21 protein-coding genes are annotated in these 21,146 nt (G+C 54.0%); 14 read left to right on the forward strand and 7 right to left on the reverse strand.

What is annotated here, in order from left to right; translation table 11 throughout:
* Positions 1-2: 2 nt before the first annotated feature.
* Positions 3-776 carry an imidazole glycerol phosphate synthase subunit HisF gene (gene hisF, locus TERTU_RS01855; RefSeq protein ID WP_015818277.1) on the forward strand — a complete coding sequence of 258 codons (774 nt, stop codon included), beginning with the start codon at positions 3-5 and terminating at the stop codon, positions 774-776.
* A gap of 87 nt (positions 777-863) precedes the next feature.
* On the opposite strand, the gene TERTU_RS01860 is transcribed toward hisF, so the two are convergent.
* The 3 genes from TERTU_RS01860 to TERTU_RS01870 all read right to left on the reverse strand — a co-directional run bounded on the left by TERTU_RS01860 (position 864) and on the right by TERTU_RS01870 (position 3,846).
* Positions 864-2,141 carry an inorganic phosphate transporter gene (locus tag TERTU_RS01860; protein WP_015820810.1) on the reverse strand — a complete coding sequence of 426 codons (1,278 nt, stop codon included), beginning with the start codon at positions 2,139-2,141 and terminating at the stop codon, positions 864-866.
* 42 nt (positions 2,142-2,183) lie between these two features.
* On the reverse strand, positions 2,184-2,864 hold the full coding sequence (locus tag TERTU_RS01865) for a TIGR00153 family protein (RefSeq protein ID WP_015819945.1): 681 nt from the start codon (positions 2,862-2,864) through the stop codon (positions 2,184-2,186).
* 208 nt (positions 2,865-3,072) lie between these two features.
* A complete protein-coding gene (locus TERTU_RS01870) occupies positions 3,073-3,846 on the reverse strand; it encodes a class I SAM-dependent methyltransferase (RefSeq protein ID WP_015820898.1) in 774 nt (257 codons plus the stop codon).
* 938 nt (positions 3,847-4,784) lie between these two features.
* Between TERTU_RS01870 and TERTU_RS21940 the strand changes: the two genes are divergently transcribed.
* Positions 4,785-6,884, forward strand: coding sequence for a cellulase family glycosylhydrolase (locus TERTU_RS21940; RefSeq protein WP_015819440.1), 2,100 nt, complete (start codon positions 4,785-4,787; stop codon positions 6,882-6,884).
* A gap of 601 nt (positions 6,885-7,485) precedes the next feature.
* Entirely contained in the window at positions 7,486-10,170 is a 2,685-nt protein-coding gene (locus tag TERTU_RS01885; protein WP_015818904.1) for a glycoside hydrolase family 11 protein, read from the forward strand.
* A 102-nt stretch (positions 10,171-10,272) separates the two neighbouring features.
* Here the strand turns inward: TERTU_RS01885 and TERTU_RS01890 are convergent, their stop codons facing one another.
* Positions 10,273-10,692 (reverse strand): bacteriohemerythrin, encoded by a 420-nt coding sequence (locus tag TERTU_RS01890; RefSeq protein WP_015818665.1) that lies wholly within the window; start codon positions 10,690-10,692, stop codon positions 10,273-10,275.
* Positions 10,693-11,010: 318 nt separating this feature from the next.
* The gene (locus TERTU_RS01895; protein WP_018013556.1) at positions 11,011-11,310 is read right to left on the reverse strand and encodes a YebG family protein; all 300 of its coding nucleotides are present in this window, start codon (positions 11,308-11,310) and stop codon (positions 11,011-11,013) included.
* Between the two features lie 136 nt (positions 11,311-11,446).
* Between TERTU_RS01895 and TERTU_RS01900 the strand changes: the two genes are divergently transcribed.
* On the forward strand, positions 11,447-12,031 hold the full coding sequence (locus TERTU_RS01900; RefSeq protein ID WP_015819453.1) for a thioredoxin family protein: 585 nt from the start codon (positions 11,447-11,449) through the stop codon (positions 12,029-12,031).
* A gap of 207 nt (positions 12,032-12,238) precedes the next feature.
* The gene (locus tag TERTU_RS01905; protein WP_015817912.1) at positions 12,239-12,484 is read left to right on the forward strand and encodes a DUF6316 family protein; all 246 of its coding nucleotides are present in this window, start codon (positions 12,239-12,241) and stop codon (positions 12,482-12,484) included.
* Between the two features lie 45 nt (positions 12,485-12,529).
* Here TERTU_RS01905 and TERTU_RS01910 read toward each other — a convergent pair whose 3' ends face one another.
* A complete protein-coding gene (locus tag TERTU_RS01910; protein WP_015819780.1) occupies positions 12,530-12,874 on the reverse strand; it encodes a DUF3301 domain-containing protein in 345 nt (114 codons plus the stop codon).
* A gap of 236 nt (positions 12,875-13,110) precedes the next feature.
* Here TERTU_RS01910 and TERTU_RS01915 point away from each other — a divergent pair, with 236 nt between their 5' ends.
* From TERTU_RS01915 to TERTU_RS01945, 7 genes are all read left to right on the forward strand, one after another.
* On the forward strand, positions 13,111-13,737 hold the full coding sequence (locus TERTU_RS01915; RefSeq protein WP_015819310.1) for a YceH family protein: 627 nt from the start codon (positions 13,111-13,113) through the stop codon (positions 13,735-13,737).
* Between the two features lie 46 nt (positions 13,738-13,783).
* On the forward strand, positions 13,784-14,404 hold the full coding sequence (locus TERTU_RS01920) for a class I SAM-dependent methyltransferase (protein ID WP_015819782.1): 621 nt from the start codon (positions 13,784-13,786) through the stop codon (positions 14,402-14,404).
* A gap of 80 nt (positions 14,405-14,484) precedes the next feature.
* Positions 14,485-16,293, forward strand: coding sequence for an ABC transporter transmembrane domain-containing protein (locus tag TERTU_RS01925; RefSeq protein ID WP_015819154.1), 1,809 nt, complete (start codon positions 14,485-14,487; stop codon positions 16,291-16,293).
* A 92-nt stretch (positions 16,294-16,385) separates the two neighbouring features.
* Complete coding sequence (locus TERTU_RS01930; RefSeq protein ID WP_015820761.1) at positions 16,386-17,234, forward strand: peptidyl-prolyl cis-trans isomerase; 849 nt, start codon at positions 16,386-16,388, stop codon at positions 17,232-17,234.
* Positions 17,206-18,204, forward strand: a complete 999-nt coding sequence (locus TERTU_RS01935; protein ID WP_228378238.1) for a HupE/UreJ family protein — start codon at positions 17,206-17,208, stop codon at positions 18,202-18,204. Before TERTU_RS01930 ends, TERTU_RS01935 begins: the two co-directional genes overlap by 29 nt.
* Positions 18,205-18,208: 4 nt before the next feature.
* Positions 18,209-18,811: a HupE/UreJ family protein gene (locus tag TERTU_RS01940; RefSeq protein ID WP_015818006.1), complete on the forward strand. Its 603-nt coding sequence runs from the start codon at positions 18,209-18,211 to the stop codon at positions 18,809-18,811.
* Positions 18,808-19,401 carry a HupE/UreJ family protein gene (locus TERTU_RS01945; RefSeq protein ID WP_015819301.1) on the forward strand — a complete coding sequence of 198 codons (594 nt, stop codon included), beginning with the start codon at positions 18,808-18,810 and terminating at the stop codon, positions 19,399-19,401. Before TERTU_RS01940 ends, TERTU_RS01945 begins: the two co-directional genes overlap by 4 nt.
* Here the strand turns inward: TERTU_RS01945 and TERTU_RS01950 are convergent.
* A complete protein-coding gene (locus tag TERTU_RS01950; protein ID WP_015817410.1) occupies positions 19,398-19,808 on the reverse strand; it encodes a hypothetical protein in 411 nt (136 codons plus the stop codon). The two genes, TERTU_RS01945 and TERTU_RS01950, sit on opposite strands and share 4 nt — an antisense overlap.
* A 167-nt stretch (positions 19,809-19,975) precedes the next feature.
* On the opposite strand from TERTU_RS01950, the gene TERTU_RS01955 reads away from it, so the two are divergent.
* Together TERTU_RS01955 and TERTU_RS01960 are read left to right on the forward strand one after the other, a co-directional pair.
* Positions 19,976-20,365 carry an antitoxin Xre/MbcA/ParS toxin-binding domain-containing protein gene (locus tag TERTU_RS01955; protein ID WP_015820127.1) on the forward strand — a complete coding sequence of 130 codons (390 nt, stop codon included), beginning with the start codon at positions 19,976-19,978 and terminating at the stop codon, positions 20,363-20,365.
* On the forward strand, positions 20,366-21,130 hold the full coding sequence (locus TERTU_RS01960; protein ID WP_015819372.1) for an RES family NAD+ phosphorylase: 765 nt from the start codon (positions 20,366-20,368) through the stop codon (positions 21,128-21,130).
* Positions 21,131-21,146 lie beyond the last annotated feature (16 nt).

Here is a 21,146-nt window from a genome sequence, read left to right on the forward strand (position 1 = left end):
TTATGCCTTTAGCCAAACGCATTATTCCCTGCCTGGATGTGGACAAAGGCCGGGTGGTCAAAGGGGTCCAGTTTGTCGATATCCGCGATGCGGGCGATCCGGTGGAAGTGGCCAAAAAATACAACGAGCAAGGCGCGGACGAAATTACCTTTCTCGATATTACCGCCAGCCACGAAGCGCGCGAAACCACCATTAACACCGTGGAAAAAATCGCTGCCGAAGTCTTTATACCTCTTACCGTGGGCGGCGGCATCCGCACCCTGGACGATATTCGCAACATGCTGAACGCGGGCGCCGACAAGGTAAGCATTAATTCGGCGGCGGTAAAAGACCCTGATTTTGTCAGAATCGCTGCGGAAAAATTTGGTTCCCAGTGCATAGTCGTCGCGATAGATGCGAAGCGTGTCAGCGCCGATGGTGAGCCGGGGCGTTGGGAAATTTTTACCCACGGTGGCCGCAACCCGACGGGAATCGACGCGGTGGAGTGGGCAGTGCGCATGACAGAGTACGGTGCCGGTGAGATTCTGTTGACCAGTATGGATCGCGACGGCACCAAAGACGGCTTCGATCTGGGGGTGACCCGCGCAATCAGCGAAGCTGTGCGCGTACCCGTGATCGCTTCTGGCGGCGTCGGTAATTTGCAGCACCTGGTGGATGGCGTGATTAAAGGCGGCGCGGATGCGGTGTTAGCTGCGAGTATCTTTCACTTTGGTGAATACACAGTCCCGGAAGCCAAGGCCTATATGGAACAACACGGGATCGAAGTGCGCTTGTAATTGCACACACAAACGGCGGTCTTAACACAAAAAAAAGCGCCTTATGGGCGCTTTTTTTTGTGGTTTGGAAACGGCGTGCGCTTGTTGTCAGGCGCCGAAAATGCTCTTAAACATAAAAAAGAACACAATCGCCAGCCCGGCCCCGGCAGGCAGGGTGACCAGCCAGCTCAGGAAAATAGAACCGATAACTCCCAGGTTTAGCGCTCCGATACCGCGCGCCATTCCCACGCCGAGGACAGCGCCTACCAGCGTGTGGGTCGTCGAGATGGGCAGCCCCAGGCCGGATGCAACCACCACGGTGCTGGCGGCACCCAGTTCAGCTGCGAAGCCGCGACTTGGCGTCAGTTCGGTGATCTTGCGGCCAATGGTGGCGATAACCTTGTAGCCATAGGTCGCCAAACCCACCACAATCCCCAGGCCGCCAAGCAGTAATACCCAGCCAGGCATGGCTGATTTGGCTGCAATAGCGCCACCGGAAGATACAACGGTTACGATCGCTGCCAGTGGACCTACCGCATTGGCAACGTCGTTGGAGCCATGGGCAAAGGCCATTGAGCAGGCGGTGAAGATCATAAGTACCGCAAACACCTTTTCTACGTTGGCGTAGCGGTTGTCGCCCTGGGGTGCCTGGGTGTTCACTCGACGCAAAAAATAAAATCCCACCGCAGCGGCGATTAAACCGATCAACACGGCGATACCGGTATTTTCCAGATAGCTCAGCTTGAGGCCGCTGTCTTTGAACACGTGCTTGAGCCCCTTTAACAGGGTTACCATCGCAATTAAAAAGCCGACCAAGAACATATATACAGGAATGAATCGACGCGCTGCCGCTTCAGGATGTTCGTTATTGAATATCAGCCACTGCACGCTCTTAAACAGCAGAAACGAAAAGGTGCCTGCGAGAACGGGCGAAACCACCCAACTGGCGACAATGGTGCCAACTTTACCCCAGGCGATCGCACTGGTAGAGATTCCCACTGCGGCAAAACCGACGATGGCACCAACAATCGAGTGGGTGGTCGATACTGGCCAGCCCAGCATACTGGCGATAACCAGCCAGGTGCCGGCGGCGAGCAGGGCCGAGAGCATGCCGTACACCAACAATTCCGGGTGGCCCGCCATAATTGCCGGGTCGATGATGCCCTTGCGCACGGTTGCGGTCACTTCGCCACCCGCCAGGTAAGCACCCAAAAATTCGAAAACCATGGCAATAATAATTGCCTGTCTGATGGTCAGTGCACCGGAACCCACGGAGGTTCCCATGGCATTGGCCACATCATTTGCGCCCACTCCCCAGGCCATAAATACACAAAAAATACATCCGAGCACCAATAAAATGGTGCCGTAGTCAGCCAAAATCGACATGAAATTACTTCCTCAAAACAGTTTTATTAGGCGTGCGGGGAATCAGCGTGCGAGAAGTTGCAGCAGGCGCTGACCCGTGCGTTGAGCGCGGTCTGCGAGGTCACCCATTTCTTCGATAATGCGATAGAAGAAGATAACGTCTACTGGAGGAAGTTCGGGTTCGAGCTTGAAAAGCTCGGCGCGGAGGGCGATTTGTTGGTGATCGGTTTGCTGTTCCAGTCGGTTGAGCTCACTGACCATCGATTCGACCAGGTCCATTTCGCGGCCGCCAAAGCCGGTCTCGAGAAGTTGGTCCAGTTCCGCAATGGCGGTATGCGCCTGCTCAACGGTACTAAACGCGGTGTTGAGGTAGGCTTCTACGGGTTCGTGCAGCTGTTTGGGAAACACCATTTTGCGGCCGAGCATAAGGCCGGATATATCCTTGCAGCGGTTGGGGATTTTGTCCTGACGGGTAATCAGCTCCAGCAGATCAGCGCGGGGTACTGGCAGGAACAGGTTTTTGGGGAGGTGAAGGCGGATCTGTTTTTTCAGTTCGTCAGCCTGCTGCTCGAGCTTGGAGATCGCGTTGTAGCTTGCTTCAGCGGCTGTCCAGTCTTCATTTACGCTGGCGCGGTAAAAGCCCAGCAGTTCGCGCGCGGTCTGCAGCGCTACCGTCATATGCTCTTCCATGGGCTTGATCGGGGAGCGGCCGAACATTTCGGTCAATGGGTTTTTCAATTTCATGATTTTCTCGTAGATATCTGTGCCACATGAGATGTGCGGCATATTACAGAAATATGAAGAAACTACTACCCAAAAACGAGAATCGGCGTCGCTGGATCAATTTCCGAGACAAATCGACGCGTAAGACTAAAACGAAGGTTACAGCAGGCGGTGGCATTCGCGCCAGAGGAAGTTGCCCCCATTCATTACCATGGGGGCTGGGGAGAATCTAGGGTTTGCGGAATTTCAAAGTCCAGCGGTCGGTGTGCCCGGTTACAGACGCATCGCCAACCTCCAGGGTGGTGTCATCCTGGGGACGGTAGTGCAGCGGTGAGTAATCTACAAATTCGAAGCCTGCAGCTTCTATTTCCTTAATTGCCAACACCGGATCAATACGGCGGCGGTTTGCATCTGAATTAGGCTCCATATGGCGACGGGTATGATCGACAACGCCGTAGATTCCGCCGGACTTTAGTGCCTTAAACGCGGCGTCATTCATGGCTTTGCGTCCTTCAGGGCCAAAATTGTGATAGTTGCGGAAGGTCAACACCATGTCGGCGTCGGTTATGCCGAGGTCTGCGTTTTCCAGCACATAACGCGGCGCGTTTTCCGGGCGATATACCTTAGATTCGGGTGCGATCAGCGATACCTTGTCGAAGCCCTTTTGTTTCAGCACATCCTGCTTTTCCAGGTAGCCCGTTCCGTAAGCCACGTACAACTTGCCCTTGTCGCGCAAAGTTGGCGCGAGAAGACGGGTGTACCAGCCGCCGCCGGGGATCAGTTCTACGACGGTCATATCTCGATTAAAGCCGAAAAAGGTCAAGGTCTCTACAGGCAAGCGGTTGGCGTCACGCGCTGTATCTTTTTCCGGGCGTGATTTTGCCGCCATAGCTTTGTTCAGGGCCTTGACTGTCGCGTTATCAGTGGTCGCGCCAGCAGTGACGCTCAGAGCCAGCAAACCTGCAGCTAGAGCAAAGGGTTTCAGACAAGCGGAAATTGACATGGAATTACCTTATTGAAGTGTGGGAAGTTGCGTTTATATGGGGATTGGACGGCAGAAAACAAAAAAAATCTCAAAAATCTGAATTTATTCGCAAACCAACATACGGTACTAATGTTGTAGTTTTGGCATCTACAGGAAAATATTAGACATAGTTCGCCAAAATATGCGAACCGGCGCGCTAGTACGAAAGTCTGTATGGTGGGTTCATGTTTTCTTCTGGTCTGGTGCTGAAGGTTTATTGATGCAGCGCAATTTCATGAATTTTCGGCTCGCCGTGCACCGTCGTATCTCGATTTTTATAAGGCCGATGCGAGTATCTAAACTCACAGCGTTTATGTTTTTGACAGGGTGTATACGCTATTGTATTTGTCATTCGTGACGGTTTTAGCACCCGTAAAGATAAAACAGCCGCACTTTCTCCGGTTCGCAAGCAATCTGCGTAAATTTATACTTCTGTTGTTCCCGAATTTGCTTGAGTTCTAGCAAATATTTAATGTGTGAACAGATTTGTATTTTTTTATGTTCGACGTTTTTTCTGCAGTTAGGTCGAGCATTAAGAGTATTACTTAAATTCTCATCCGTTTTTCGCAGCCTTTTTATCGTGTTTTCAAGATCATTAGCAATTTGGAATGAAAATGAGCTGTAGTATTACTTCTGGCTAAAACGCAGTGTTACAATCTCCGCCGAAGTTGGAAGCGGTCTTAACGTGTGGTGATCAATAAAAAGAATAAATGGCTACCTTCCGTTAAAACCGCTTTCCAGCTTTTATAACGATTGCGTCGTGATCTATGTCACTCCATGTGATTTGCGGTTCGTCCGCAATGGCGACCATTCAATCACTGCACAGAGGTTCCTCTAAATCTGTGGATGTGCAGTCAGGAATCATCCTTTATCCATAACAATAAAAATTCGACAACTCTGTTTGGAGACACCTAGGCATGATAATCAAAAATATCAGAACGCTGATGAGCGTGGCGATTGCCACTGCTATCATGGCGCCGACGGCATATGCCGCGAACTGTTCCAATGTTAACGTTTACCCGGACTGGACCGCACGCGATTGGTCTGGTGGCCCGTTCAACCACGCCAATGCTGGCGATCAAATGGTTTACCAGAACACTCTGTATAGTGCTAACTGGTACACCACTGCAGTACCTGGCAGCGATCCTTCCTGGACCAGCGTAGGTGCGTGCGACGGCGGTTCCAGCACCAGCTCTACTTCCAGCAGCTCGAGCTCATCTTCCAGCAGCTCTTCTTCATCCAGTAACTCGTCCAGCAACTCGTCTAGCAGCTCTTCTTCAAGCAGCTCTTCTTCAAGCAGCTCATCTTCAAGCGGTGGTCAGTGTGAAGAAGTATGTAGCTGGTACGGCCAGGGCGTTTACCCACTGTGTCAAAACACCAGTGGCTGGGGTTGGGAAAACAACCAAAGCTGTATCGGTCGTCAAACTTGCGAAAGTCAGAACGGCGGTAATGGCGGTGTCGTGAGCAACTGCGGTACTGGCTCTTCCAGCAGTTCTTCTAGCAGCTCCTCATCAAGCAGCTCCAGTTCTTCAAGCTCAAGCTCTTCTTCCAGTGGTAGCACTTCTACCTCTAGCAGCTCGAGCTCGTCTTCAAGCAGCTCCAGCTCTTCCAGTTCTACCAGTACATCCTCCAGTGGCGGTATGTTCCGTGTAGACGCCAGCGGTAACATCACCAAAAATGGTGAAGTATTCCCAGTACACTGTGGTTCCTGGTTCGGTTTGGAAGGTCGTCACGAGCCTTCAGACGATCCAACTAACCCTGGCGGCGCGCCAATGGAGTTGTACATTGGTAACGTATTCTGGGCGAACGAACACTCGCGCACCATGGAGCAAACCATGGAAGAAATTACCGCGCGCGGTATCAACGTTATTCGTTTCCCAATCGTGCCACAAACTCTGGATGCTAGTGATCCACAGGGCCGTGACCCCTACCTGAAAAACTACGAGCCACTGCGTCAGACTAACGCCCGCCAGGCGATGGAAGACTTCATCGTAATGGCTGACCAATACGGTCTGGAAGTTATGCTCGATATCCACTCCTGCTCTAACTACGTCGGTTGGCGTGCAGGCCGCTTTGACGCGCGTCCTCCATACGCGGATGCGGATCGTGATCTATACGATTACTTCCGTGAAGACTACTCCTGTGCTGCAAGTGGCAACCCATCCAGCGTTGATCACGTGCAAGCGTATGATAAAGCGGCTTGGTTGGACGACCTGCGTGAACTGGCTGGTCTGGCTGACGAACTGGGTGTAGATAACATTATCGGTGTCGACATCTTCAACGAGCCCTGGGACTACACTTGGGCTGAGTGGAAAACGAACATCGAAGACGCTTACCAGGCGATCGACGAAGTTAACTCTGACCTGTTGATCTTTGCTCAGGGTATTTCTGCTTCCGCCGGTAATCAGGACGGCAACCCTGACGATGCAGTCGAAGTACCTCACGGTGACGAATTCTCTAACCCGAACTGGGGTGAGAACCTGTACGAAGCCGGTGCTGACCTGCCAAACGTACCTCAGTCCCGCCTGGTATTCTCACCACACACTTACGGTCCTTCCGTATTTGTACAGAGCATGTTCATGGATCCAGCCGAGCCAGAGTGTGAAGGTCTTTCTGGCGACGAAGCCGGCGATCTGGGCTGTAACATCGTAATTAACCCAGAATTGCTGCGCCCAGGTTGGGAAGAGCACTTCGGTTACCTGCGTGACATGGGTTATGCGATTGTTGTTGGTGAATTCGGCGGCCACTACAACTGGCCACAAGGTTCCAGTGAGCGCGATCTGGCTCGTTGGGGCTACATCACCGATAACGTTGACGAGCAGTGGCAGAATGCGTTCGTGGACTACATGGACGAGAAAAACATCGAAGCATGTTACTGGTCAATCAACCCAGAGTCTGGCGATACTGGTGGTCTTTACTCTCACGCCTACGACCCCATCAGCAACACCGGTGGCTGGGGAACCTGGACTGGTTTCGAAGAAGGTAAGTGGAGCATGTTGAACCGTCTGTGGGATTAATTTCCAGTCAGGTTTAACGTTAAAGAAAGCCCGGAGTAATATCCGGGCTTTTTTATTTGCGCCATTTAATTTTTTGTCGTGACAGTCGTCTGTTTAAAACAAATCACTCTTTGTGAGCATTAGACTATTTTGTTGTATTGCCTGTTGATGTAAATCTGAGATCGCTATAGAAACCGTGATTATTCGTGGTTTAAACCCGGATTATTGAAATTTCATCGCTTAATTTTATTGCCGATTAATTTTCTCCTGTTGACCGCATTTAAAGCGCGACATTAAAATTCGCGCAACGTATAAAAATAATAAAGCGTTAATTAAAGTCAATTGCCCTTTGGGCTCATTCTGCGACCGTTTTTAGTATTGCACCTGTTATCGCTGAATCGCTGCGCGGTTTCGTGCTGCGCGTGATTTGCGGTGTAAATACTTTCTTAAAACGCAATAAAGTAGTTCGCTCTGGGGTGCGCTAAACCCCTATCCGCGTGGAAATGCAGTATGTGCCGGGACTGTAGTACTCGCTACGGTTGTGGTTTTCTCGACACGATTTCCTGAACAAACGTTCCTGAGTAAACGGTTTTACCTTGTAACTCGACAGGAGATTAAAATAATGAAATTGTTGAAAACGCACAGGCGTGCGATTGCTGCCGCAGCACTAGCGGTGGCGACTGTTCCAATCGCTCATGCGCAAACGCTTAGCTCAAATGCCACTGGAACCCAGAATGGTTACTACTATTCGTTTTGGAAGGATTCCGGTAACGCCACCATGACACTCGGTGCCGGTGGAAACTATTCTTCATCCTGGAACAGCAGCACTAACAACTGGGTTGGCGGTAAAGGCTGGATGCCGGGTACTCGGCGCACAGTCACCTATTCGGGCAGTTATAGCGCGAGTGGAACCAGCTACCTCGCACTTTACGGCTGGACTCGAAACCCGCTGATCGAATATTACATTGTCGAAAACTGGGTCAATTACAATCCTGCGTCCGGCGCAACGAATTATGGGACTGTCAATATTGACGGCAGCACCTACCAGCTGGGCCGCAGCCAACGGGTTAATCAGCCATCTATTGAAGGCACGGCCACGTTCTACCAATACTGGAGTGTGCGCCAAAACAAGCGCACCAGCGGAACGATTAATATTGGAGCGCATTTCGATGCATGGGCTGCTGTGGGCTTGAACCTGGGGACTCACGATTATCAGATTATGGCGACCGAGGGCTACCAGAGCAGCGGCCAGTCCAATATCACGGTGAGCGAAGGCAGTAGCGGCAGCACGACTTCGAGCACATCCAGCTCCAGCTCAAGTACGAGTTCCAGTAGTTCTTCCAGCAGTTCTTCCGGCGGCGGCACAGGAAGTTGTGCCGGAGTGAATGTGTACCCCAATTGGACCGCACGCGACTGGTCTGGCGGCGCATACAATCACGCCAATGCCGGTGACCAAATGGTCTATCAAAACAATTTGTACCGGGCAAACTGGTACACCAACTCCACGCCTGGAAGCGATGCCTCCTGGACCAGTCTCGGGTCCTGTAGCGGCGGCGGTAGCACCAGTTCAACAACGAGCTCCTCCAGTTCCTCTTCCACCTCGGCGTCGAGCAGCTCCAACTCATCCAGCAGCAGTTCAAGCAGCTCCAGCAGCGGTGGCTGTCGGGAAATGTGTAACTGGTACGGACAGGGTATGTATCCTCTGTGTCAGAACACCAGCGGTTGGGGATGGGAAAATAACCAGAACTGTATCGGTCGCCAAACCTGTCAAAGTCAGAACGGCGGCTCCGGGGGTGTGGTGAACAGCTGTGGTACCAGCAGCTCTTCGTCCAGTAGCACCTCCTCATCGAGCAGTTCAAGTTCGTCGAGTGGCACCACGTCATCGTCCTCCAGCAGTTCAAGCAGCACCAGTACCTCTTCTGGTGGCGGCACTTTCCGTGTTGACGCGAGCGGCAATATCACCAAAAACGGACAGATCTTCCCGATGCACTGTGGCTCCTGGTTCGGTCTGGAAGGCCGTCACGAACCCTCGGACGATCCGGACAACCCCAGTGGCGCACCAATGGAGTTGTATATCGGTAACGTATTCTGGGCCAATGAACACTCGCGCACCATAGAGCAGACTATGGATGAAATTACCGCGCGCGGTATCAACGTGATCCGTTTCCCCATCGTGCCGCAAACACTCGATCCGAATAACGCCCAGGGCCGTGCGCCTTACCTGAAGAACTACGAGCCCCTGCGGCAGACCAACGCGCGTCAGGCTATGGAGGATTTCATTGTGCTGGCTGATCAGCACGGCCTGGAAGTGATGCTGGATATCCACTCCTGCTCCAACTATGTAGGATGGCGTGCCGGCCGATTCGACGCTCGTCCACCCTACGCGGATGCGGATCGGGACTTGTACGATTTTCCACGCGAAGACTGGTCGTGCTCTGCAAGCGGTAACCCCGGCACAGTGCAAAATATCCAGGCTTACGACAAGGCCGCCTGGCTGGATGACCTGCGTGAACTGGCGGGGCTTGCCGACCAATTGGGTGTCGATAACATCATCGGGGTCGATATTTTCAACGAACCCTGGGATTACACCTGGGCCGAATGGAAAACGCACATTGAGGACGCCTATGCCGCAATCAACTCGGTCAATTCCGACTTGTTGATATTTGCACAGGGCATTTCCGCTTCGGCTAACAATCAAGACGGTACCCCCGACGACAACGTAGAAGTGCCACACGGTGATGAGTTCTCCAACCCGAACTGGGGTGAGAACCTCTACGAAGCAGGATCGGATTTACCCAATGTACCTCAGTCGCGTCTGGTCTTCTCGCCACACACTTACGGTCCTTCCGTGTTCGTACAGCGTATGTTTATGGATCCTGCGCAGCCAGCGTGTGAAGGGCTTGAAGGTGACGAAGCGGGTGATAATGACTGTAACATCGTCATCAACCCGGACATTCTGCGACCCGGCTGGGAAGAGCACTTCGGTTATCTGCGCGACATGGGATACGCCGTTGTGGTGGGCGAGTTTGGTGGTCACTATGGCTGGCCGCAAGGTTCAAGCGAGCGCGATATCAACCGCTGGAGCCATATCACCACGAACGTGGATGAGCAGTGGCAGAACGCGTTTGTGGACTATATGGACGAGAAAAACATCGAAGCCTGCTACTGGTCTATCAACCCCGAATCTGGCGATACTGGCGGACTCTATTCCCACGCGTACGACCCCATCAGCAATACCTCTGGCTGGGGTACTTGGACTGGGTTCGAAGAGGGCAAATGGAGCATGCTAAATCGTTTGTGGGACTAGCCATTAACGACGCTTTAGCGTGAACGAAGCCCGGACAATGCGCCGGGCTTTTTTTTTGGTTAAAAGCGTACCTAAGCCTTGGGCCTGGAGGATTATGGGAGGCTAGCCGAGTGAGCTCGCCAGGTTCGCGCGTTTGAGGTGCGAAACCAGGGGCCCGTCGTGAGCAAGGTTGTGTTGTTCGAACCATACCGGCAGCAGGTCACTTACATAGACTCGCGCTGCGGCGACGGAGCCGCGCGCCACCATTGCGTTGAGGCGGTTTATTTCCTGCAGCACCATCAAGTGGTCGCGCAGGTGGGTCTCCATCTGATCGGCGGGGTAGTGGCTTTGCCGCATAAGCTGCTGTTCTTTGGCGAAATGTTCTTCAGCATGACTGGCCAGCGCGGCGAAATGCAGAATAAAATCGACCAGTCCGGCAGCATTGAGTTTGGCAACAAGGCCGTGGAATTCGTCGTGGGTGCGATCAATGATGGGGTGGCCCAAATGTAGCGATTCAGGCCGGGTCGTTAAAAGGTCTGTCATGCCTGTACTCCTGTGGCACGTCTTATGGCACATCATCTGACTGTCGCCCCTTTTGTACTCTTCTGAATCTATGTCCGGCTCCGCATTTTGCGGCGCGGGTGAAAATCAGCTGCGTGGCTCTAGCAGTTTGTACACATCGAGCTGACGCAGGTATGGGGCTATGTCAGAGGCGCTCACAGTCCATTTATTAGCAGTGACAGAAATATAGCGCTTTGTGGTCTGGCGTAACAATTAAATGCTTTTATCGTCATATTCAAACTGATAATAAAAGCGTCACATTGTGTTTTTACGCGAAATAACTCTCTGGTTGTGCTTCGCTTAACCGTTGATGGCAGTAACCTTAGATGAGCTGTCTTCGGTAGTTTCGGTGTCGGCTTCCTCTAGTTCCAGCAAGACCGACGGTTTACCTTTACAGGCTTTAGCCAGTGCATCACTGTTTTTGGCCAGCAGTAAGCCAATGGCCTCTAGATTTTCATCGCTTATGCCGGAAATACGGCTCTCTATCAGCTGGGTGATGTTAGCTGCCAGTTCCAACATGTTATCGTGCGCTTCTGCGGCTTTTTTATCGTCGAACATACTTCCGTCCCGGTCACATTTCCAAACTGCGATTACAGGCATAACACAAGGTCTCCGTTGAGGGTGTGTACTGTTTGTTTGTACAGTATGTCAAGCTTTGTTGCTCTTGTAAACCCATTGGGTTTTGGCAACGGCTAGGGTAAGGTTGTGCCTCCTCTACTGACTCTCTGGAGCATGCATGTCTCTTACGGAATCCACCATGATGGCGCTGGGTACCAGCGCGCCTGACTTTTCTCTGCCTTCCACTGAAGGCATCACTGTTTCTCTCAGCGACTTTAACAGCTCCAAATTACTGGTTGTGGTGTTTATGTGTAATCACTGCCCGTATGTGATCCACATCTCCTCCGCGCTGGCAGAACTGGCCGAAGAGACCATGCCTATGGGCGTGTCTTTTGTGGGTATTAACAGTAACGACACCCAGGCATATCCGGCGGACAGCTTCGAGAAAATGCGCGAGGAAAAAGCGTTTCGCGGCTACCCTTTCGCGTATTTGTGGGACGAAACTCAGGAAGTGGCACGCGCCTACGACGCCGCCTGTACGCCAGATATTTTCGTGTTTGACGCGGATCGCACGCTGGTGTATCGCGGTGAGTTCGACGGCAGCCGACCGGATAGAATCTCGTCTGGCAATTACGATTCGGCCAAAAATCCGTCGACAGGGGAAACTTTACGTCAGGTTTTGCAAGATTTACTCAATGGCAAGGGCGCTCCCACCAAGCAATATCCGTCGATGGGCTGCAATATCAAGTGGCGCGATTCTTAACAATTCGCGTTTAATTACTCTAAGTTATTGATCTAAAAGAATTTTTGATACTGTCGGTTATTTTAACATTATTAGTCGTGCGCCCCGCTTGTCGGTACTTACATCATTGTTACATATGACATTTTTGTGATTGGCCTATCAATTGCAGTGTGACGTATGTAACCGTAAAAACCGCAATTAATTCAAAAAAGTCAGAGGGGCGGACACGTGATTTATCGAAAAGGTGAAGGTGAAAGAACCTGGTATAGAACAGACCGATGCTTTCGCGTCGGAGAAGATTGGTACATTGCCACGCGCGAGGGCAAGGACATAGGTCCATTTAAATCGCGTGTCACGGCAGAGCGGTCAGCGGAGCGTCTGATTGCTATTCTCAGGGAAGATCGCAAGGATGTGGACAACTACACTCGTAAGCTTGTGCTCGAAGGTATTTGGGCGGACACCAACTTCGCCTAGCGTTCTCTCGCCTCTGGCCCGGTTCACCTGCCGGGCCAACCCCTACTACCCATCAAGTTGATTTTCACCCTGCAGCGTCTCAGTTTTGAACGGTGCCAGGGTGATGTTTATCTGTCGTTTACCCAGCAATTCAATTGTGCCCGGGTAGCGCTCGTCTCCCAAGGTTGCGAATTCGAAGCTGTAGACCCGCCTGACGGCGAATAAGGAACTCGCGCTGGGCCGCAGTGATATTCGCCGCAGCACAATGCTTTGATCGAGCAAATTTACGCCCCGGTCCCGCGTTTGCCTGGCGACCAACCGATAGGCGTGTTGACTGATACTCAGGTGTTGCCAGACCAAACCCAGCAGGCCAGCGACACACACTCCGATAACCACATCCTGCAAAATCACCAACTTTTCCTCTGCGCAATTTTTGCTGCGGGTGCTCCCGCGTGAAACTTGGGCGCCCATCCTACCACTAAGCGGTTGGGGGCAGGTGTCTTCACTTTTGTCACTTGGCGGGATTTTTCGCTAAACGCTTATACCACTGGGCTAAAGTTGGTCAGAGGAAGTAAAAAACAACCACTGCGGGCATTTTACGGTAGCATTTACTGCTTAAATGCCGATGCTGAGACAGAAACCCAATTATGAAGCTAACTGATATCGAAACCCGCGTTTTAGGTGTATTGATGGAAAAGGCGGTTACTACGCCGGACCAATATCCATTGTCACTAAACGCGTTAACGACTGGTTGCAATCAAAAAACCAACCGCGAACCTGTAATGCAGGTAAGTGAGAGTGATGTGCTGGATGCCGTTACTCAGCTTATTGAAAAATCCGTTGTATCCGAAGTTCGTATTGGTACACGTGTTAGTAAATACCAGCATCGCTTCAGCGGCACAGAGTTTGCCCAATATAAATTTAACAAAGCGCAACAGGCGATACTGTGCATGCTGTTTCTGCGCGGGCCGCAAACGCCAGGCGAGCTGCGTTCACGCAGTCAGCGCCTGTTTGAATTCGACAATGTGCAGCAGGCCGAAGCCTCACTCGCCGAATTAGAGCAGAAAGAATATGTGGTTCAACTGGCGCGAGAGCCGGGGCGACGCGAAGCGCGCTATGCGCATTTATTTGGTGATGCAGAGCCTCAGGTTTCAGCCTTTTCGGCGGAGGCTGGCGTAGCTAGCGAGGCGACCCCGGCGTTGGAGCAGCGGGTGACAGAGCTCGAGCAGCGGGTGGCGGATCTGGAGGCTATGCTTAACGAACTGATGGCCTGAGTCGCCGATAAACCGGTGCCTCTTTCAATCCACAGGGAGGCACGGTATGACACGGAACCCCTATTTCTGGGACAGAATCGCGGAGCAATATGCGGCGCTGCCTATCCGCTTTCCGGACGATTACCACCACAAACTCGAGCAAACCCGGGGCCGGCTCACGTCTCACATGCGGGTGCTGGAGTTTGGCTGTGGCACCGGCAGCATGGCGGTTCGGCACGCGCCTCTGGTGGCGGATTATGTCGCGATAGATGTGTCCTTTAAGATGCTGGAAATCGCAGAGAAAAAGCGCAGTGCCGCTGGCCTCGCCAACCTGCAGTTTATGCGCGATGCCATCGAAAGCCGAAGTTTGGGGCGCGCGCATTTCGACCTGGTGATGGGCTTTAGTATCCTCCATCTTGTCCGCGACCTCGACGCGGTACTCCACAAACTGCATACGGCCCTAAAGCCAGGCGGACTGTTTATCAGCAGTACGTTCTGCTTCGCCGATTTCGATCCCCTGTTGCGCTGGATGCTGCCGGTGACACAACGGCTTGGAGTGACTCCGGCAATTAATCAACTGGCGGCAAACGGCTTGCGCGACACCGTGCAAACTGCCGGTTTTACTATTGAGGAAGACTGGCAACCCGCGCCCGACCGCGCGCTGTTTCTCATTGCGCGCAAAACCTGAGTAAGTCCGCGGCCCCCACACTTCAATGACTTGTACGCCGTTATGATGAGCGCCCGAGTGTTAACTTTCAGCGACTTTTCATGCCTTCGACGCCCTCATTACTTTCCGCCCGGCAAACGCTGCTGCCGATGCTCCGCTTTATCACACCTTATCGCGGCCGGATCGTCATCGCGATTACTGCTTTGGTGGTCGTTGCTGGAATCAGCCTCAGCCTTGGCCAGTCGGTGAAGCTGGTGATCAACAACCTGTTTGTGGTGCAGTCGCAACGCGAACTTGCGGTGGCGCTTGGCATTCTCGCTGGGCTTATCACGATGATTGCGGTGGGCACATTCGTTCGCTTTTACACGATGTCGTGGTTGGGTGAACGGGTAAGCGCAGACATCCGCCGCGCGGTGTTTGATCATCTCCTGCTGCTAGAGCCCAGCTACTTTGAGGAGAACCAGAGTGGCGAGCTGATGAGCCGCCTCACCACAGATACCACGTTATTGCAGACTATCGTCGGTTCGAGTTTCTCTATGGCGCTGCGCAATGCGTTGACGCTGGTGGGGGGCATTGCGATGCTGTTGGTGACCAATCTTAAATTGACGGCATTGGTATTGGTGGGTATTCCGCTGGCGTTGGTTCCTGTTCTGATTCTGGGGCGCCGGGTGCGCAAGCTTTCCCGTCATAGCCAGGACACCATTGCCGATGTAGGCAGCTATGCGGGCGAAATTATCCAGAATATAAAAGCCGTGCAAAGCTACACGCGGGAGGCCGAAGAGCGCCACGCATTTGGCGTTGAGGTGGAGCAGGCTTTTGCGGTGGCGCGCACCCGCATTCGCGAGCGGGCAATGTTATTTGGCAGTGTGATGTTGCTGATGTTTCTGGGCATTTGCGCCATGTTGTGGGTCGGTGGCAGCGACGTGCTGGCGGGCACTATATCGCCCGGCGATCTCGGCGCCTTCGTGTTTTACGCGCTTATGGTGGCAATGTCGCTGGCGACCCTGGCGGAGGTGTACGGCGAAGTTCAGCGCGCGGCTGGTGCCGCCGAGCGGTTGATGGAACTGCTGCAGGTGGCGCCTGATATTTGCGATCCGCCCGAGCCCGCAAACATGCAAAACCGCGCACCGGCGAATGGGCAGATGGCAGCGAACGCGAGCAACGCGATCGAGCTTGAAAATGTTTCTTTCGCCTATCCATCCCGACCGAAAAAACTGGCATTGAACAACCTTAGCCTGACGATTAAGCAGGGTGAAACGGTGGCGTTAGTTGGCCCTTCTGGCGCCGGTAAAAGTACCCTGTTCGAGCTGCTGGAGCGCTTTTACGACCCGCAGCAGGGCGAGATTCGCCAGTTTAACCATCCTTATCGGGCTTTGGCGCTGGCAGATTTGCGCGGGCGCGTGGGTCTGGTGCCACAAAACCCGGTGCTGTTCAGCGCCGATGTATGGCGTAATATTCGTTATGGCAATCCGCAGGCATCGGATGCGGCGGTGATGGAGGCTGCGCGCAAAGCCCACGCTCACGACTTTATCGCGGCGCTTCCGGAGGGCTACGACAGTTTTCTCGGCGAGCGCGGGGTGCGTTTGTCCGGCGGCCAGAAGCAGCGGATCGCTATCGCCAGGGCTATCTTAAAAGATCCTCCGATTTTGTTGCTGGACGAAGCCACCAGTGCGCTGGATGCTGAGAGTGAGCATTATGTGCAGGCCGCGTTAAACGATTTGATGCGCGAGCGAACCACGCTCATTATTGCGCACCGCCTCGCGACCGTAGTACATGCCGACCGAATTCTGGTGATGCAAGACGGCGAAATTATCGATTCCGGTACCCACACTTCGCTGCAAACCAGTTCGGCACTGTATCGTCGGCTGTGCGAGTTGCAATTTGCCACGGATGAACTCGCCAAAGGCTAGCGCGATTTTGGTGTTGCGCTGACAGTTGCCTGAGTGCTGGCCTGCAGGAGCCTAACCGGCCTAAAATTGCGCTTTTCCTCAGAAAACGCTCTATGTCCCCGTCATTTCTGCGCGAACCCTTGCTTCATTTCCTTCTCCTGGGCGGCGTTCTGTTTGGCCTGGAATGCTGGCTCACGCCAACCGCTGCGCCAACGCAAAATATTGTGCTGGCGCCGGAAACGCTCAACGAGTTAGCAGGCAATTTCACCCAGGCCCGTGGCCGTTCCCCGACGCAGGAAGAACTGAGCGAATTAGCTGTACGCTGGGTGACGGATGAAGTGTTGGTACGCGAAGCGCGCGAGTTGAAACTGGCGCAGGGCGACGACGTCATTCGCAACCGCCTTGCCTCCCAAATGCGCGCAGTCGTGCAGCACCAGAGTCCGCTCGGGGAACCCTCTCGCGATGAACTGGAAAGGTTTTTTCAGGCACATCACAACGCCTACGATACGCCCGCGCACTACGACCTTGAGCAGCGCTTCGTTGCGGGCGGGTTGTCGGAAGCCAAGGAGCTAGCAGCTCAGTGGCGCGAGCAAATAGCACCCGCCGAGTGGCCGCAAGCCACCACGAGCCTGCGTCATCGGCCGCAGAGTAATGTCGTTGCTATATATGGCGAGTTAGCCAGTGCCGCGCTTTTACGGGAACCCTACAATTGGCAGGCCGTGGCAACGCAACGCGGGGCGCAGGTGGCGAGAGTGACCCGCGTCTACCCGGCCCAGAGCGCTGAATTTGAGGCGGTGCGACCGCGTGTTGCGCGCGATTGGCAGCGCGCGGAGCAACAGCGACGGATTGCTGCGGAAGTAGCGCGCATGGCGCAAGGCTACCAAATTACGGCGCCGCCCGAGCTGCCGCAAACGGTCGCCGACGCGATTGCTCATGCCGTTAAATCTGAAGACGCTCGTTAATATGCAGCGAGTGCGGTTGTGGTTAACCGGTCTGCTTGCGGGCTTACTTCTGCTGGTGTCTATCGGTATCCGCGCGCATGACACACCAGTGGTGTCATTGACGCTAACTGAAATTGATGCAGGGCGTTACTCACTGAGCTGGTCTCCCGCCGATATCGACGCGGCGCTGCATGTCGCTTTTCCCGGACATTGTGAGTTACAAGTGCAGGTATTGGCGTGCGGTAGAAAAGGCCTGGTGGGCAGGCTCAAGGTCGATGGTCTTGGGCGGCGCTACGCTGCAGTTGTGCTGCTTGTGCGAGCTCTGCCCGGTGAGGCCGCTGCCCAGACTTATACACTTACTGCCGCACAACAGGAAATCATGCTGGAACCTGCGGCGGGTAATAGGTTGCGGCACACCGCTGCGGTCTACCTGCCCTTGGGAATAGAACATATCGTGCTGGGTGTGGACCATCTTCTGTTCGTGTTGGGGCTATTGCTGTTAACCCGGGGCTTGGCGGATTTGGTAAAAACGATTACCGCTTTTACCCTGGCACATTCCGTCAGCCTCGCTGTCGCGGTGTTCGGCTGGATCACCGTGAATGAAGTGCTGGTGAACGCACTCATTGCCCTGAGTATCGCCGTGCTGGCGGTCGAAGTTGTTCATCGTCAGCGCGGACGTACTGGCTGGAGCCAACGCGCGCCCTGGGTAGTGGCCTTCGGGTTTGGCCTGTTGCACGGGCTGGGGTTTGCTGGCGGGCTGGTCAGTTTGGGGTTGGATCAGCACACCCTGGTAGGGGCGCTAGTGTTCTTCAATTTGGGGGTGGAAGCGGGGCAGCTGTTGTTCGTCGGGCTGGTGTTGGGAATGTTCGCGAGTTATCGCAGTTTGGGTGTGATTTTATCCGAGCGAATCTGCACCGGTGCGATCTATGGTGTTGGCGCTATTGCCAGCTATTGGTTTGTTGCTCGTGTTTCGATGATGTTCTCTGGATAAATTAATGCGCTTATCTTCCCGACTTCGGCTTTTTTGGTTTCTGCTCACGTTAATCTCTTTTCCCGCTTTGGGCCATACCGACGTCGGTGTTGCTGGCGGCTTGTTGAGCGGGTTGATACACCCGGTGAAAGGTCTTGATCACCTGGTGGCGATGATTGCGGTCGGCCTTTGGGGCGCGCAATTGCGACAGCCAGCGATCTGGTTGCTGCCAATTACCTTTCCCCTGGTGATGGCATTGGGTGGCCTCGCTGGTTTGGCGGGGCTGCCGCTGCCGGGCCTCGAAATCGGCATCGCGGTATCGGCCATCGCGCTGGGATTGGCGGTGGGCTTCGCATGGCGTGCGCCTTTGTGGCTGGCTGGGTTACTGGTAGCGCTATTTGCTCTCTTTCACGGCTATGCGCACGGGCGAGAACTGCCGCAAGCCGCTGACCCGCTGGCCTATGGCGCAGGGTTTGTAGTAGCGACAGGGCTGCTGCATTTGTGCGGTATTGGCCTGGGCGCTCTAGCGCACTGGCCTCGTGGTGCGCAATGGGTGCGGGCGCTGGGCGCAGGCATCGCCGTATGTGGCGGCTATTTTTTACTGGCTGCAGCTGGGGGAGCCGGGTGAATCGCGCGCGTTATTTATGTCTTTTTGTGGGGTTTTGCTTACCATCGCTGGCGCATGCGCATCTGGTTTCCGACCGCTTTGGGGATTTTTACAGTGGCTTGCTGCATCCGCTCACCAGTGTAATTCACCTAGTGCCCTGGCTGGCGTTGGCGCTGGGGAATGGGGTGCAGGCGCTGCCGCAAGCGCGTTGTATGCTGTGGTTGTTCCCCTTGGTGGTGGGTTTGGGTGTGGTGTGCGGCCTGTTCATGCCGCCAGGCCAGAGTCTGGAATTTGGCCTGATTGCCACGTTCGGCGTGGCGTTGGTCGCGGTCGCAGGCAGGGCTCTGCCCGCCTGGGTGTGGGTGATACTGGTGAGTAGCATTGGCGTTCTGCACGGTATGGCACATGCCGAGCCGGCGCTCGAGGGGCGGGCGCTAGTATTGTATGCGGCGGGTGTAACCCTGGCTTCGCACTGGGTTATGTTGAGTATGACCGCCATCATCTATTGGCTGTGTCGCCGTTGGGCCTGGTGTGTGATTGGCGTACGCGCGTTAGGAAGTTGGATTCTTGCCATTGGCGTACTGTTTGGCGGCTATCGTCTACTGGTTTAGGTCTCGCTGATTCCCGTTTCACACAAGCTTGCACAGAGGGTGCGAAACCTTGCTGGGTCCTGTTGTTGCAACGCCAGCAGCTGCTCTGCCATATCGGTATTTTTAGCGTTCGGTTGTTTGAGTTGCGCGATACTGTGTTGAATGTCTGCCAGGCGTTCGCACACCTCAATCGCTCGAGGGGATTTTTCGGGGGCCTTCTGCGCAAGCTCCAAAATCAGTTCAGTTAATAAACCCAGCTGGCGGCCATAGCTCGCAACTTTGACCGCCTGTCGCTCGATATCGCCGTCCCCTGCGGACGCGGGAATACCAGCAAACCATTTCCGTGTGATGGTATTTATATCCTGCTCCACATTGCCACTCAAAGGAAAATGCAGTTGTGGCGCCCAGAACCAGAGCCAAGGAAGCATCGCTGTTCTCCGTAGTTGTGTCCTACGAGAATAGCTCTTTGGCGCCGAGTGAGGGTGCTGCGGGGCGTCATTTGTACGGCTATTAAAATTTGTGCAACGGACACTTGCATTAAATTGTATCAAATGACACAATTTTACAAATTATGGTGAATTTGAGGTTGGTTCTGATGAAGCCGTCCATTGTGCAGAGTGATAGCGCGATTGTTGCCAATGCGTTACTCGATGCCTGTCCATCTCTGGGGATCACCCAGGATCAGTTGGCTCAGGTACTCGGCGTTTCCCGCGCAACGGTGGCGCGCATTAAGAAAAAGGCCAGCACCCATCAGGCCGATGAAGCGATCGCCCCCAGCAGCAAGCCGTTTGAGCTGGCGCTGCTGGTTATTCGTGTTTACCGCTCGCTCTACGCCATTGTAGGTGGCAACGTCGATGCGATGAAACACTGGATGAACACGCCAAACCACCATCTCAATTTACAGAAGCCCATCGACCTCATTCAAACCGCTCTGGGCCTCAGCGAAGTCATCTGGTATCTGGATGCCATGCGGGGAAAAATTTAAGTGCAGATTGCCGAAAGTGTCAGCCAGTTACCGATAGCGCTGGTTCCGCTGGTAGGGCTTGCATGGCGTGTTGTTGAAACCCAGGGTACGGCAGCCACCCGCGCGATTACCCGCAATGCGGACGAACAGTTGCGCCTGGAGCAATTGTTGGAAGGTTGTAAGCCGCCCGTGCCCGATGCGTGCGAAAAGCTGTCCTATTTATTGGCGACGCCTTTCCGTTACCCCCCGTTACGCCACGGTTCACGCTATGGTACCCGCTGGGAGCGAGGAATTTTTTATGCGGCCCAGGAGCAGGAAACCGCACTGGCAGAAACGGCGGTTTACTTGTGGCTGTTTCAGCAGGGTGCGGTGGAGATGGGCCCATTGGCTGAAATCACCGATGCGCGCACTGTATTTTCTGTGCGACTGCGCACAGGTCGCGGCTGCGACCTGGCGGCAAACCACTTTCAGCATATTCAAGCCAAACTAACCGAGCCCGGCAATTGGGGGTACACCCAGGCGTTGGGTACTCGGCTGCGGGAAATGGGGGCAGATTTTTTCTGGTTTCCGTCGGCGCGTTTAGCCGGGGGCACCAACGTCGCCGTGGTTAATCCAGAGAGTTTTGCCAGCCCGACCCCAGATACTCAGCAATTGTGGAATTTACGGCTCACACCTGAATTATGCTGGTTTGGCAGGGCAGATGCCGGACGTGACACGAGCGGCTATTTTGAGTTCAGCCGCGAAGTGTTCGCCGAGGCTGGCGCGCTGGCGCACCCGTGCCTGTAACCCGCGTGACCGTCAA

This window comes from Teredinibacter turnerae T7901, from assembly GCF_000023025.1.
Taxonomy (GTDB): domain Bacteria; phylum Pseudomonadota; class Gammaproteobacteria; order Pseudomonadales; family Cellvibrionaceae; genus Teredinibacter; species Teredinibacter turnerae_B.

Bases quoted from the DNA above. Each gene is read 5' to 3' on its own strand.
- TERTU_RS01940 (WP_015818006.1), top strand. From the start codon at position 18,209: ATGCGCTTATCTTCCCGACTTCGGCTTTTTTGGTTTCTGCTCACGTTA.
- TERTU_RS21940 (WP_015819440.1), top strand. From the start codon at position 4,785: ATGATAATCAAAAATATCAGAACGCTGATGAGCGTGGCGATTGCCACT.
- TERTU_RS01915 (WP_015819310.1), top strand. From the start codon at position 13,111: ATGAAGCTAACTGATATCGAAACCCGCGTTTTAGGTGTATTGATGGAA.
- TERTU_RS01885 (WP_015818904.1), top strand. From the start codon at position 7,486: ATGAAATTGTTGAAAACGCACAGGCGTGCGATTGCTGCCGCAGCACTA.
- TERTU_RS01860 (WP_015820810.1), bottom strand. From the start codon at position 2,141: ATGTCGATTTTGGCTGACTACGGCACCATTTTATTGGTGCTCGGATGT.
- TERTU_RS01920 (WP_015819782.1), top strand. From the start codon at position 13,784: ATGACACGGAACCCCTATTTCTGGGACAGAATCGCGGAGCAATATGCG.
- TERTU_RS01870 (WP_015820898.1), bottom strand. From the start codon at position 3,846: ATGTCAATTTCCGCTTGTCTGAAACCCTTTGCTCTAGCTGCAGGTTTG.
- TERTU_RS01895 (WP_018013556.1), bottom strand. From the start codon at position 11,310: ATGCCTGTAATCGCAGTTTGGAAATGTGACCGGGACGGAAGTATGTTC.
- TERTU_RS01935 (WP_228378238.1), top strand. From the start codon at position 17,206: ATGCCGTTAAATCTGAAGACGCTCGTTAATATGCAGCGAGTGCGGTTG.
- TERTU_RS01890 (WP_015818665.1), bottom strand. From the start codon at position 10,692: ATGACAGACCTTTTAACGACCCGGCCTGAATCGCTACATTTGGGCCAC.
- TERTU_RS01930 (WP_015820761.1), top strand. From the start codon at position 16,386: ATGTCCCCGTCATTTCTGCGCGAACCCTTGCTTCATTTCCTTCTCCTG.
- hisF (WP_015818277.1), top strand. From the start codon at position 3: ATGCCTTTAGCCAAACGCATTATTCCCTGCCTGGATGTGGACAAAGGC.
- TERTU_RS01865 (WP_015819945.1), bottom strand. From the start codon at position 2,864: ATGAAATTGAAAAACCCATTGACCGAAATGTTCGGCCGCTCCCCGATC.
- TERTU_RS01900 (WP_015819453.1), top strand. From the start codon at position 11,447: ATGTCTCTTACGGAATCCACCATGATGGCGCTGGGTACCAGCGCGCCT.
- TERTU_RS01955 (WP_015820127.1), top strand. From the start codon at position 19,976: ATGAAGCCGTCCATTGTGCAGAGTGATAGCGCGATTGTTGCCAATGCG.
- TERTU_RS01925 (WP_015819154.1), top strand. From the start codon at position 14,485: ATGCCTTCGACGCCCTCATTACTTTCCGCCCGGCAAACGCTGCTGCCG.
- TERTU_RS01950 (WP_015817410.1), bottom strand. From the start codon at position 19,808: ATGCTTCCTTGGCTCTGGTTCTGGGCGCCACAACTGCATTTTCCTTTG.